General features: G+C 68.3%; 10 protein-coding genes. 7 read left to right on the top strand and 3 right to left on the bottom strand.

Annotation, left to right across the window (positions count from 1 at the left end):
- On the top strand, positions 1 to 1112 hold a 1112-nt coding region (locus tag Q8814_RS07860; protein WP_330151458.1), incomplete at its 5' end, for a vWA domain-containing protein.
- Positions 1105 to 2247: an XdhC family protein gene (locus Q8814_RS07855; RefSeq protein WP_330151457.1), complete on the top strand. Its 1143-nt coding sequence runs from the start codon at positions 1105 to 1107 to the stop codon at positions 2245 to 2247. The genes Q8814_RS07860 and Q8814_RS07855, both read left to right, overlap by 8 nt.
- A 15-nt stretch (positions 2248 to 2262) precedes the next feature.
- Here Q8814_RS07855 and Q8814_RS07850 read toward each other — a convergent pair whose 3' ends face one another.
- Together Q8814_RS07850 and Q8814_RS07845 are read right to left on the bottom strand one after the other, a co-directional pair.
- Complete coding sequence (locus Q8814_RS07850) at positions 2263 to 3075, bottom strand: mycofactocin-coupled SDR family oxidoreductase (RefSeq protein WP_330151456.1); 813 nt, start codon at positions 3073 to 3075, stop codon at positions 2263 to 2265.
- A complete protein-coding gene (locus Q8814_RS07845) occupies positions 3072 to 4106 on the bottom strand; it encodes a zinc-dependent alcohol dehydrogenase (RefSeq protein ID WP_330151455.1) in 1035 nt (344 codons plus the stop codon). Before Q8814_RS07845 ends, Q8814_RS07850 begins: the two co-directional genes overlap by 4 nt.
- Before the next feature lie 216 nt (positions 4107 to 4322).
- On the opposite strand from Q8814_RS07845, the gene Q8814_RS07840 reads away from it, so the two are divergent.
- From Q8814_RS07840 to Q8814_RS07825, 4 genes are read left to right on the top strand one after another with little or no spacing between them, the layout of a single operon-like run.
- Positions 4323 to 4817, top strand: coding sequence for a (2Fe-2S)-binding protein (locus Q8814_RS07840; RefSeq protein ID WP_330151454.1), 495 nt, complete (start codon positions 4323 to 4325; stop codon positions 4815 to 4817).
- Positions 4814 to 7231 (top strand): xanthine dehydrogenase family protein molybdopterin-binding subunit, encoded by a 2418-nt coding sequence (locus tag Q8814_RS07835; protein ID WP_330151453.1) that lies wholly within the window; start codon positions 4814 to 4816, stop codon positions 7229 to 7231. Before Q8814_RS07840 ends, Q8814_RS07835 begins: the two co-directional genes overlap by 4 nt.
- The gene (locus Q8814_RS07830) at positions 7228 to 8082 is read left to right on the top strand and encodes an FAD binding domain-containing protein (protein ID WP_330151452.1); all 855 of its coding nucleotides are present in this window, start codon (positions 7228 to 7230) and stop codon (positions 8080 to 8082) included. The genes Q8814_RS07835 and Q8814_RS07830 overlap by 4 nt, the downstream gene beginning before the upstream one ends.
- A gap of 19 nt (positions 8083 to 8101) precedes the next feature.
- Positions 8102 to 8830: an SRPBCC family protein gene (locus Q8814_RS07825; RefSeq protein WP_330151451.1), complete on the top strand. Its 729-nt coding sequence runs from the start codon at positions 8102 to 8104 to the stop codon at positions 8828 to 8830.
- Between the two features lie 85 nt (positions 8831 to 8915).
- Here the strand turns inward: Q8814_RS07825 and Q8814_RS07820 are convergent, their stop codons facing one another.
- A complete protein-coding gene (locus Q8814_RS07820; RefSeq protein WP_330151450.1) occupies positions 8916 to 9923 on the bottom strand; it encodes a LysR family transcriptional regulator in 1008 nt (335 codons plus the stop codon).
- A gap of 282 nt (positions 9924 to 10205) precedes the next feature.
- Between Q8814_RS07820 and Q8814_RS07815 the strand changes: the two genes are divergently transcribed.
- Positions 10206 to 12461, top strand: a complete 2256-nt coding sequence (locus Q8814_RS07815; protein ID WP_330151449.1) for a sensor histidine kinase — start codon at positions 10206 to 10208, stop codon at positions 12459 to 12461.
- Positions 12462 to 12518 lie beyond the last annotated feature (57 nt).

The following is a 12518-nucleotide window of genomic DNA, read 5'->3' as shown; positions in this document are numbered from 1 at the left end:
GGCAGAGGACAGCCGGGACGCTCGTCGGTGTAGCAGGGTTCGCGCGGGCCCTCGCCGAGGCAGGCCTGCCCGTCGCGCTGGACTCCACCGGCACCTACGTCCGCGCGCTGCGTGAAATCGATGCGAGCGACCCCGGCCAGGTGTACTGGGCCGGTCGCGCGACACTGTGCCGCGGGCCCGACGACCTGCCCCGCTACGACCTCGCCTTCCGAAGCTGGTTCGGCGGCGATCTTCCCACCGCGTCCCGCACGCAGGGACAACAACAGCGAACCGCGCGTGTCGCGGCCCTCACCCCACCCGACGACAGCGCGGGCGGCAGCGACGAGGGCGCACCGAGACTGCAGGTCGCGGCCGACGACACCGAAGTCCTCCGGCACCGTGACATCGCCGCGCTCACTCCCGCCGAACGCGCGCACCTCACCGAACTGCTCACCACGCTGCGACCCCGGCCCCCGCGACGGCGCGCGGTGCGGATGCAGCCGTCCCGCCGCGGCCCTGTCGACCCGCGGCGCACCCTGCGCGCGATGCTCGCCGCCGGCGGCGAACCCGTCCGGCCGAGCCGGCACCGCCGCGCGACCCGGCCACGTCGCGTCGTGCTGCTGATCGACGTGTCCGGTTCGATGAGCCCGTATGCCGATGCGCTGCTGCGCTTCGCGCACGTCGTCACCCGCGCGAACCCGTCGGGCACCGAGGTGTTCTCCCTCGGCACCCGCCTGACCCGGCTGTCGCGGGCGTTGCGGGCCCGCGACCCCGAACATGCGCTCGCGGCGGCGTCGCACACCGTGCCCGACTGGGCGGGCGGCACCCGCCTCGGCGACACCCTGCGCGCATTCCTGGATCGGTGGGGTCGCCGCGGCATGGCGCGCGGCGCCGTCGTCGTGATCTTCTCGGACGGGTGGGAACGCGGCGACGCGGCGCTGCTCGCCGAGCAGATGGCCCAGCTGCAGCGGCTCGCCCACGCGGTGCTGTGGGTCAACCCGCACGCCGGGGTCGACGGGTACCAGCCCATCCAATCCGGTATCTCGGCCGCCCTGCCTCATCTGAACCGTCTACTCGCCGGGCACAGCCTCGCGACACTCGAGGAACTGCTGGAAGAGGTCTTCAATGCGTGATGTTCTCGACGAACTCGAACGCCGCTACCGCGCCGGCGACACCGTCGCCCTGGGCACGGTCGTCTCGACGTTCCGATCCGCGCCGCGCGGCCCGGGCGCGTCGATGCTCGTGGCCGCGGACGGCACGGTCACCGGCAGCGTGTCGGGAGGCTGCGTCGAAGGCGCCGTATACGAGCTCGCACAAGAAGTGATCGGCGACGGCACACCCGTACTACAGCGGTACGGCGTGTCCGACGACGATGCATTCTCGGTAGGCCTGACGTGCGGCGGAATCATCGACGTCTTCGTCGAACGCATAGACCCCGCCGATTTTCCGGCGCTCGGCGCGGTGATCGACTCGGTCCACGCGGGGGAGCCGGTGGCAGTCGCCACCGTCACCGAACACCCCGATCCATCCGTCCTGGGACGACGCCTCGTCGTGTGGCCGGACCGCGACGACGGACGACTCGCATCGTCACGCATGCACGACGCAGTCGCCGACGATACCCGCGGCCTCCTCGACGTCGGCCGCTCCGGCACCCTGCACTACGGCACCGACGGCGAACGACGCGGCGAAGGAATGTCCGTGTTCGTCAACGTCTTCCAGCCCCCACCGCGACTGATCGTGTTCGGCGCAATCGATTTCGCCGCCGCCATGGCAAGCCTCGGCGCATTCCTCGGATACAAGGTGACGGTGTGCGACGCCCGCGGCGTCTTCGCGACCGAAGCCCGGTTCCCCGGCGCGGACGAGGTGATCGTCGACTGGCCGCACCGCTACCTCGCCGCCGAAGTCGACGCCGGCCGCGTGGACAAACGCACAGTGATCGCCGTCCTCACCCACGACCCGAAGTTCGACGTGCCGCTGCTCGAGGTCGCGCTGCGCCTCGAGGTCGCCTATGTGGGCGCCATGGGGTCGCGCCGCACCCACGACGACCGCATGGCGCGGCTACGGGAGGTCGGCATGACCGACGGCGAACTCGCGAAGCTGAGTTCGCCGATCGGCCTGGACCTGGGGGCACGCACCCCGGAGGAGACCGCGGTGTCGATCGCCGCGGAGATCATCGCGCTGCGGTGGGGCGGCGGCGGGGAACGGCTGGCCGACAAGTCGGGGCCGATCCATGGCCACGAGGAACACGCCCCGCACACCCGGTCGTGAGAGGCACCGGATCTCCTAGAAGAACTGGGCGCCACCGTCGATGGCGAGGTGCTGGCCGGTGATGAACGCCGAGTCGTCCGATGCGAGGAACGCGACCGTGTCGGCGATCTGATCCGCTTCGGCCATGTACTGCTCGAGGAAGGGCGTGGTCATGGGCGCCAGCTTCGGGTGCGAAGCCGCGGTTTCGGCGATACGTTCGCGCATGCTGCCCGACCCCATCGGCGTATTCACCGCACCCGGATGAATGCTGTTGACGCGGATGTTGTGCCGGCCGAGTTCTGCGGCGAAGGCGCGCGCCATGCCGGTGACGGCGTGCTTGCTCGTCGTGTAGTGCACCATGAACGGCTGCATCTTCACTCCGGCAAGCGAACTGGTGAGGATGATCGAGCCACCGCCGCGTTCGACGACGTGCGGCGCCGTGGCCGTGACGGTGTTCCACGTGCCGGTGACGTTGATGTCGAGCGTGTCGCGGAAACTGGCGGGGGTGATCTCGTCCCACGTCTCCGGGATGCAGATGCCGGCGTTGGCGACGACGACGTCGAGGCCACCGAACCGCGACACCCCTTCTCGCGCAATTTCCTTCAGCGCATCGAGGTCGCGGGTATCACACTGCGCGAGATACGCTTTCGCGCCTTCCGCCTCGACGAGGCTGCAGGTTTCGTCGAGATCGTCGAGGGTTGCGGAATCGTAGGGCACACCCGGCAGCGGACCGGCCAGGTCCACGCCCACGATCTGCGCTCCCTCGCGGGCGAGACGGACCGCGTGCGCGCGGCCCTGGCCACGCGCGACACCGGTGATGAAAGCGATCTTGCCGTCGAGTCGGTTCAAGGATTTTCCCTTCGTGGATGATCGGGTCGGACGAGTACTTTGATGTCCCGGCCGGTGCCGGCGACCAGTTCACGCAGTTTCGCATCGGCCTGATCCAGACCGACGACCGAGGTGATCAGCAGGTCCGTCCGGACCCGGCCCTCGGCGATATGGGTCAGCGCCTCGGCGAAGTCTCGCTCGCTGTAGGCGGTCGAGCCGATGATCGTCAGCTCGAACACCGCCACCGACATCAACCGGAGTTCGGACGGAGCACCGGCCATCCCGACGATCACGAGCCGGCCGCCGTATCCGAGCATGTCGACGGCGTCCTGCGCGCACCCCGGGTTGCCGCTGCAGTCCACCACCGCCCGCGGCCCGTCCGCAAACAACGCGGCCACCTCCGCACGCGCCGCGGCGGGCGCGGCGACGCGCACCCCCATCTCGGCCGCGAGTGCGCGGCGCGCATCGTTCGGTTCGACCACGAGGACGTCGGTGATGTCGCGGGCACGCAGGACCTCGACGGTGAGCAGACCGATGGGTCCGGCACCCATGACGACGACACCGTCGCCCGGCACGACCTGGGCCCGCACGACACCGCGCACCGCCACCGCGAGCGGCTCGGTGAGCGCCGCATCGCGCAGACTCGAACCGTCGGGGATGCGGTGCAGCATCCGCGCCGGCACCGTCACCGATTCCGCAAGGCCACCCTGACGGCCCAGACCGGGCCCTCGGACCACGCCGGTCAGGCACACCGCGTCCTCGGTGCGGCACGCCGTGCAGTCGCCGCATTCGTCGATCGGGCGGACGACCACCCGATCGCCCGGTGTCCAGCTGCGGACATCGGGGGACACCTCGCTCACCACCCCGGAGAATTCGTGGCCGAGCACGTGCCCGGCGAGAGGCTCCGGAGAGTCGAAGAACAGGTGCAGATCCGATCCGCACACTCCGCAGTACGCCACGTCGATCCGAACTTCACCCGGACCGCACGCCGGACGGTCGAGTTCGGTGACTGCCAGTGCTCGTTCGGGGACGATCACCGCTGCGACTGCCATGGGCGGGCCTTTCGACGGTGTGACAGTGGGCTGCTTCGGCCCACCGTACGGACACCCCCACGGTTCGGGCCACGCCGCACGCGGCACGACGGCACGACGGCACGACGGCACGACGGCAGCCGATTTCACCGAATCGGACCCTCGACACGTCCTGCATGACGCACAGTGTCAGTGATCTGTATCACCAGACTCGTTGTGCCCTGCACTGGAGGTTCGATGCGCATCACTGTCACCGTCGACGGGACGAACTACACGGACGAGGTGGAAGCACGCCTGCTTCTTGTGCATTACCTGCGCGAGAGGCTCGGCAAGGTCGGGACCGTCGTCGGCTGCGACACCAGCAACTGCGGCGCCTGCACCGTTCTGCTCGACGGGCGCAGCGTCAAGTCCTGCTCCGTACTCGCGGTGCAGGCCGACGGCAGCGAGGTCACGACCGTCGAAGGTCTCGCGGTCGACGGCACCCTCCACCCGGTCCAGGAGGCGTTCCGCGAGAAGCACGCGCTGCAGTGCGGCTTCTGCACCCCCGGCATGATCATGGCCACGATCGACCTGCTGTCCGAGAACCCCGACCCCGACGAGCAGGAGGTCCGGCACGGTCTGGAAGGAAACCTCTGCCGCTGCACGGGGTATCAGAACATCGTCAGCGCCGCGCAGGATGCCGCGCAGCGATTGCGGGAAGCACCGACCGGCACGATGGGAGGCGCACGATGACCAGCACGGCCGAGACCCGCACCGAAACCGAGGTAGGCCGGTCGCGTCGCCGCAAGGAGGACGAGCACCTTCTCACCGGCCGCACCCGATGGACCGACAACATCGTTCTGCCCGGCATGCTGCACGCGGCGATCCTGCGCAGCCCGTTCGCGCACGCACGCATCACGAACATCGACGTCGACGAGGCTCGATCACGTCCCGGCGTCATCGGTGTGTACACCGGCGCCGACCTCGCGGACGAGCAGGGCAGCCTGCCGTGCGCGTGGCCGATCACCGAGGACCAGAAGGCGCCGCCCGCGCCGTCGCTCGCCGTGAACACCGTCAACTTCGCCGGCGAAGCCGTGGCCGTCGTGGTTGCGCGTACCCCGTACGAGGCGCACGACGCCCTCGACGCCATCGATGTCGACTACGAGGATCTGCCCGTCGTGCTCGATCTCGCGGCCGCCGCGGCCGACGGTGCCGAGCTCGTGCACCCGGACCTCAGGACGAACGTGAGCGCCACGTGGATTTTCGACTCCGCGGAAGCGGGGAGCGGTGGCAATGTCGACGACGCCATCCGCGATGCGGAAGTGTTGGTGGAACGCACTTTCCGGCAGCAACGCCTCATCCCGGCGTTCATGGAGCCGCGCTCGGTGGTGGTCGACCCCACCGCCTCGCAGATCACCATGTGGTCGGCCACCCAGGTGCCGCATATCCTGCGGCTGATGCTCGCGATGACCCTCGGGATTCCCGAGCACAAACTTCGCGTGATCGCGCCCGACGTGGGCGGCGGATTCGGCGGGAAGCTGCAGGTGACGCCGGAAGAGGTGCTCACCCTCCTACTTGCGCGGCGCCTGAACAAACCGGTCAAGTACACCGAGACCCGCAGCGAATCGATGGTTGCCGCGCACCACGGCCGCGACCAGATCCAGAAGCTGACCCTCGCCGCGCGCCGCGACGGCACGGTCACCGGCCTGAAGGTCGAACTGCTCGCCGACATGGGTGCCTACCTGCGCCTCGTCACGCCGGGTGTGCCGATCCTCGGGGCGTTCATGTTCAACGGCATCTACAAATTCGGCTCGTACCGTTTCCAGTGCACCAACGTGTTCACCAGCAAGGTGCCCACCGACGCGTATCGCGGGGCGGGGCGACCGGAGGCGACGTTCGCGATCGAACGCATCATGGACGAGCTGGCCGTCGAGCTGTCGATGGATCCGCTCGAGTTGCGGGAGAAGAACTGGATCAAGCACGAGGAGTTCCCGTTCGACACCGTCGCGGGCCTGACCTACGACTCCGGTAACTACGAGGCGGCCACCGCGAAAGCGCGGGAGCTGTTCGGCTACGACGAACTGCGCCGGGAGCAGGCCGAGCGCCGCGAACGAAACGATCCGGTGCAGTTGGGCCTCGGGGTGTCGACATTCACGGAAATGTGTGGTCTCGCCCCCTCCCGGGTGCTCGGTTCCCTGTCGTACGGTGCCGGCGGCTGGGAACACGCGGCCGTGCGGATGCTGCCCACCGGCAAGGTCGAAGTGGTCACCGGTTCTTCGGCGCACGGGCAGGGCCACGAAACGGCGTGGAGCCAGATCGTCGCCGACCGGCTCGGGATTCCCTTCGAGGACATCGAGATCCTGCACGGCGACACGCAGACATCGACACGTGGACTCGACACGTACGGGTCGCGGTCCCTCGCGGTCGGTGGCATCGCCGTCGTCAAGGCCGCGGAGAAGGTGGTCGCGAAGGCCCGCCCGATCGCCGCGCACCTGATGGAGTGCTCGGAGGACGACCTCGAATTCACCGGCGGACAGTTCCGGGTGAAGGGAACCGAGCGCGCGGTTGCCCTGACCGATGTCGCGCTCGCGGTGTTCGCGGCGCACAACCTGCCCGACGGCGTCGAACCGAATCTGGATTCCGAAGCGACGTACGACCCGGACAATTTCTCGTTCCCCCACGGCACCCACCTGTGCGCGATCGAGGTCGATACCGAGACCGGGCACGCACGAATCCGCAAGTACGTGTGTGTCGACGATGTCGGGCACGTCGTGAATCCCCTCATCGTGGAGGGCCAGGTGCACGGCGGGCTGGCGCAGGGCATCGCGCAGGCCCTGTACGAGGAAGCCGTGCACGACGAATCCGGGACACTGCTGAGCGGCTCGTTCGCCGAATACCTGCTGCCCACGGCAGTCGACCTACCGTCGTTCACCACCGACCGCACCGAGACACCCGCCCCCGGAAACCCGCTCGGCGTCAAGGGAGTCGGTGAATCCGGCACTATCGCGTCTACCCCCGCCGTCGTCAATTCGGTGCTCGACGCGCTGCGTCACCTCGGGGTACGCGAGGTCGAAATGCCGTGCACGCCCATGCGGGTGTGGCATGCCATCCGGTCTGCTCAGGGTGAGCGGAACGACGGGAATGCGACTCGAGGAGGTACCCGATGATCCCCGCTGAGTTCGAGTACGTCGCGCCGACGAGCCTCGACGAAGCCGTCTCCGCGTTGAGCCGCGCCGGGGAAGAGGCCAAAGTGATTGCGGGAGGGCAGAGTCTGATGCCCGTCCTACGACTGCGGCTGGCTGCGCCGACGACCCTGATCGATCTCGGGCGGGTTCCCGACCTGCGTGGAGTGCGCGAGGACGGCGACACGCTGGTGATCGGCGCGACCACCACGCACCACGAGCTGCTGCACGACCCGCTGGTCGCGCAGCACGCGCGGTTGCTCGCCGAGGCCACCGCCACGGTCGCCGATCCGCAGATCCGGCACCGGGGCACGTTGGGTGGCGCCCTGGTCCATGCCGATCCGGCGGGAGATCTGGCGGCGCCGGCGCTCGCGCTGGACGCCGAGCTCGTCGTGGTCGGTCCGTCCGGGCGACGCTCCATCGCAGCCGCGGATTTCTTCGAGGACTACTTCACCACCGCCGTGCAGCCGGGGGAAATACTCGCCGAGATACGCATTCCCAAACACACCGGCTGGGCAGCGCGGTACGAGAAGTTCCATCGCGCAGCACAGCAGTGGTCGATCGTGGGGGTCGCCGCTACTGTCGACGTCGACGGCGGGACGATCCGGCAGGCGAAGGTGGCGTTGACGAATATGGCATCTGTGCCGATACGTGCGCGCGGTGTCGAGGACGCGCTCGTCGGACAATCCGCGACCGCAGACACCATCAGAGCGGCCGCCGAGCACGCCACCGACGGCACCGACCCGATGACGGACGGGAACGCCGACGCCGAATACCGCAGTCACCTGGCGCAGGTCCTCACCCGCCGGGCCGTGACGACCGCAACGGGCATCTGAGATCCACCGAAAGGACACCATGCAGCTCGAACACACCCTGTCTGTCCCCGCACCCGTCGACGAGGTGTGGGCGGCGCTGCTCAACCCTGAAAAGGTGGCGCCGTGCATGCCGGGGGCCAGCCTCACCGGTGTCGACGGCGACACCTTCACAGGCACGGTGAAGGTCAAGCTCGGCCCCGTGGCCCTGACCTACAAGGGCACCGGACGCTACGCCGAAACCGACGAGCCGGCTCACCGCGCGGTTATCGAGGCCAACGCGAAGGATACGCGGGGTAACGGCACCGTCAGCGCCACCATCACCGTCACGCTGACCGGCAACGGAGACCGCACGGACGGCACCGTCGTGACGGACATGACGATCACCGGCAAGCCGGCCCAGTTCGGTCGCGGGATGATCTCGGACGTGGGCGGAAAGATCCTCGAGCAGTTCGCCGATTGCCTGTCGAAGAAGCTCGGGCCCGCAGCCGAGCCTGCGCTGTCCGAGGCGGGGGCGCCGGCGTCCGTGGCAGAGGGCGAAATCCCGTCGGGGGCGCCCTTCGTCGCGCCCACGGCCGGAGCCACCGCCGATGCCGCCGCACCCGCGCCCGCGAGTACTCCCGGGGCGGCGGCACCCGCGCCCGAGGTCGAGCCGCTCGACCTCATGCAGTACGCGCGCGGGTCGGCGATCCAACGCATTGTGCCGGTGGTCGCGCTCGCAGTGGTCATCGCCGTGGCGGTGGGGTTCTTCCTGCGTCGACGGAAGCACTGAGGGCCGGACCGAGCACGTCGACCCAGTGCCCGGCGGCGTCCGGCGCGACGCTGATACGAACCTCGACTTCCGATCCGGGAGGACGTCAGGAGGTGCGTATCAGCGGCACCGGCGCCGTCGGCTGCTCGGACACACTCTCGGACCCATCCCGTTCCGGCCGGGCGTCCGGTGTCTCGTCGACCGGGCCGGTGACACCTGTCGCGAGTTGACCCCGCAACCAGGCGTGTGCCGGGTCGGCCTCCTTGTCCTCGTGCCATACCGCGTACTCGCGCACGGGAGGCAGTTCGAAGGTGGGCTCGAGGACGCGCAGGCAGGCCGAGTCGGTGAGTCGTTCGGCCATACGTTTCGGGATCAGCGCCACCATGTGTGTCTTTTCCAGCGCATACGGCATCAGCGCCACATTGCTGCTTGTCGCCCGCACCCGGGTGACGATGCCGGCCCGGGCGAGGACCCGGCCGAGACCCGTGTCCTCGTCGAACGGCACGTACGACAGCATCGGGTAGCGCGCGAGCACCTCGGGAGTCAGCGCGCTCCCGGCGTAGGGATGGCCGGACCAGACGGCGCCGACGAAACGGTCGGCGAGGACGAGGCGCCGCCGGCACTGTTCGAATCCGGACGCCCCGAGCAGCTGTTCCGGAAGCACGGCGAGATCGATCTCGTGGCGGTGGAATGCCTGTAGGCCGTGGACGGATCTCGGGACCATGTCGAAACGCACGTGGGCCGAGTTGAACCAGCTCCGCTTCATCAGCGCGCGCAGCATCGCAATTTCGGCATAGTCGCCGGCCAGCAGCGTGAACGCGCGAGTATCGGATGCGGGGTCGAAGTCCGGCGCGGTGAGAATCGACCGTTCGACCGTGGTGAGCACGCTGCGCAGGGGTTCGACGAGAGCTTGCGCGCGCGGCGTCGGCCGTAGGCCACGGCCGCTCTTGACGAGCAGCGGATCGTCGAGTTGCTTGCGCAGCCGGGCCAGCGCGGTGCTGGTGGCCGGTTGCGACATGTTCAGCCGGCGCGCGGCGTTGGTGACGTTGCATTCGGCGAGCAGGACGTCGAGAACCACGAGCAGGTTCAAATCGACCCGTCGCAGCTCGACCACGTATTTCCCCCTGAACACCAACACAGCACACCAACACAGCGCAACCACTGACAGCGCAACCGGTACATCGGAATCGGGCGGATCGTAACCCAGGATGTCCGATATATCCAGAATCGTATAGTTGGTATCCGAATTCGGACTCGATCTTGTACCGCAGACGGTCTCCACCTACTCTGACCACGTCTTACCGGTGAAAGATGTTTTACCGACCTAATTTTCATGGACCCATCACGCTTCGGCCGGTCCGGTGAGCGCAGAGATGGAAGGACCAGGCCGAATCCAATGAACCTCAAGCGACAACTTCGCCTGCAGTCGCCGGACAACTGGCGTCTGTGGCGCAAGGTCACCGCGGTCGTGGCTGTGCCCTTGATCGCCGCAACTCTATTCGGTGCGCTGCGAGTCGAGGACCTTTTCGACGAATCCCAGCATTACCAATCTCAGGCCGAACAGGTCTCGATCCTGCCGACGCTCGCCAACTTCAGCACCGGTGTCGCCGGCGCGGCGGCAGCCACCATCATCGGGCTCCCCACGGACAACGGTGAGGCCATCGTGGCGGAAACCGAGAGCACGCTCGCGCGTCACGTCGACTCCGGCGACCTGGACCCGGACACGAAGCGGCTCCTGACCCAGATTCTCAGCGAAGGCCGTAGCCTGCTGGACAGCGCGTCGGCCGGGACGATGACCCCTCTCGTCGCAGGTGAGCGCGCGGATGCGTTCGTCACTCTGCTGTCGAAGGCGTTCCGCACCATCCTCAATCTCACCGGGAACATCGAAGTACTCGAGCAGGGCACCACCCTCCTCGATACGTGGACCACACAGTGGACGATCCTCAACCAGGTCATTGCATACTCTGCGCTGCAGCAGGGCATCGACGGCGCCGAGCTCATGTGGAACCACGCCCTGGCGTCCGAATCCGCGAAACTCTCCGTCCTCGGCGACTCGTTCTCGACTCGCGAAGAACAGCAAGCCCTCACCGCCGAGGTCGAGAACCGGCGAGCCCTGACCGCGAACCTCCAGACCACGGGTGACCTCGGCGCACTGCGCAACTCCTTGTTCGCCAGCCTCATGATCTACAACGAGGGTGTCGGCAACGCTGCCACGCGCGTCGTCGGCATCCTCGACGGCCTCGCCTCCGACGCCCGCAACGAGGCGCTCAAGAACGCCATCGGTGTTGCCGTGGTGCTCACCCTCGCGCTCGCCCTGGCCGTGCTGGTCGCAATGTCGCTGGTCCGCCCGATGCGCCGGCTCCGCAACGACACCCTGCGCGCGGCCGAACAGGGACTTCCCCAGGCGATCACCGCGATCAAGGACGGCGCCGACATCGAGAGCGTGGCCCTCGAGCCGGTACGCGTCCACACGACGGAAGAGATCGGTGAGGTCGCCCGGGCCATCGACAACATGAACGAGGGCGCCCTGCGGCTCGCCGGCGAGCAGGCGCAACTGCGCCGCCAGGTCAACGAGATGCTCGAAACCCTCGCTCGGCGTAACAAAACCCTCGTCGAGCAGCAGCTCGCGCTGATCGATTCGCTCGAGCACGAAGAACGAGACCCCACCCGGCTCCAGAACCTGTTCGCCCTCGACCACCTCGCAGCACGCATGCGGCGCACCGGCGATTCGCTGCTCGTCCTCGCCGGCACCCGTCAGCGCCTGGGCCGGATCCCGGACACACCGCTCGGCGACGTGCTCCGCGCATCGGTCTCCCAGGTCGAGAACTATCAGCGGGTGAACTTCGGCAATGCGCCGGAAGGCAATCTGGTCGGCAGCGCCGTCAGCGACGTCGTTCATCTCGTGGCCGAGCTGCTCGACAACGCCCTGCGCGCCTCCCCACCCGACAGCACGGTGGCGTTCGCGTTCTCCCGCGCTGTCGACGGTGGACTGCTGCTCGAAATCGCCGATCGCGGAATCGGTATCCCCGCCGACGAACTGACCGAGATCAACGCACGACTCGGCACCGACAGCGAGGCCGGAACGGGCGCAGCACGACGAATGGGCCTGTTCGTGGTGGCGCGCTTGGCATCTCGGCACGGCATCACGGTGCGCCTGCGGCCGACGTTCGACTCCGCGACCAATGCGGGCATCACGGCCAGCATCTACCTGCCGACCAAACTGCTCGAGGGCACCGGTCATGCGGTGGATCAGTTCCAGATCGACCGGCCCCGCCGACTCCCGAATCCTCCGGCCGAATCGACGAACGAATACGCCGACGATCAGTTTGCCGGTGAGCCGTACAACTCCGAGCCGCCGGTGGCCGCGTGGTCCGACGCAGAGTCCTACGCGACGGAGCCGTACCAGGACGCGCGTTATGCGGAGGAGCCGTACCAGGCCGAGCCCTACGAGGCGGATCCGTATCGCACCGAGTCCTACCCGGCTCCGGCGTATGCGCATGAGCACGGCGGTGCGCATACGCCCGAACCCAGCACGGGGGGATGGGAACGCACGGCCCGACCGCCGCAGCCGGTGGGATCGGGGCCGAGCACCAGTCCGGGAATCCGGCGTGGCCACACACAGGATCGCTGGCGGCTGCGCGACCACGACTGATACTCGGATCGGCGGGGGCGGTCCCGGAGCGGCCGGGCGCATCGGCGGCAAATCCGG

This window comes from Rhodococcus chondri (assembly GCF_036327435.1).
Taxonomy (GTDB): Bacteria; Actinomycetota; Actinomycetes; order Mycobacteriales; family Mycobacteriaceae; genus Rhodococcus; species Rhodococcus chondri.
Note: the sequence above shows the minus strand (reverse complement) of the source record. Positions and strands in the feature narration are given on the sequence as shown.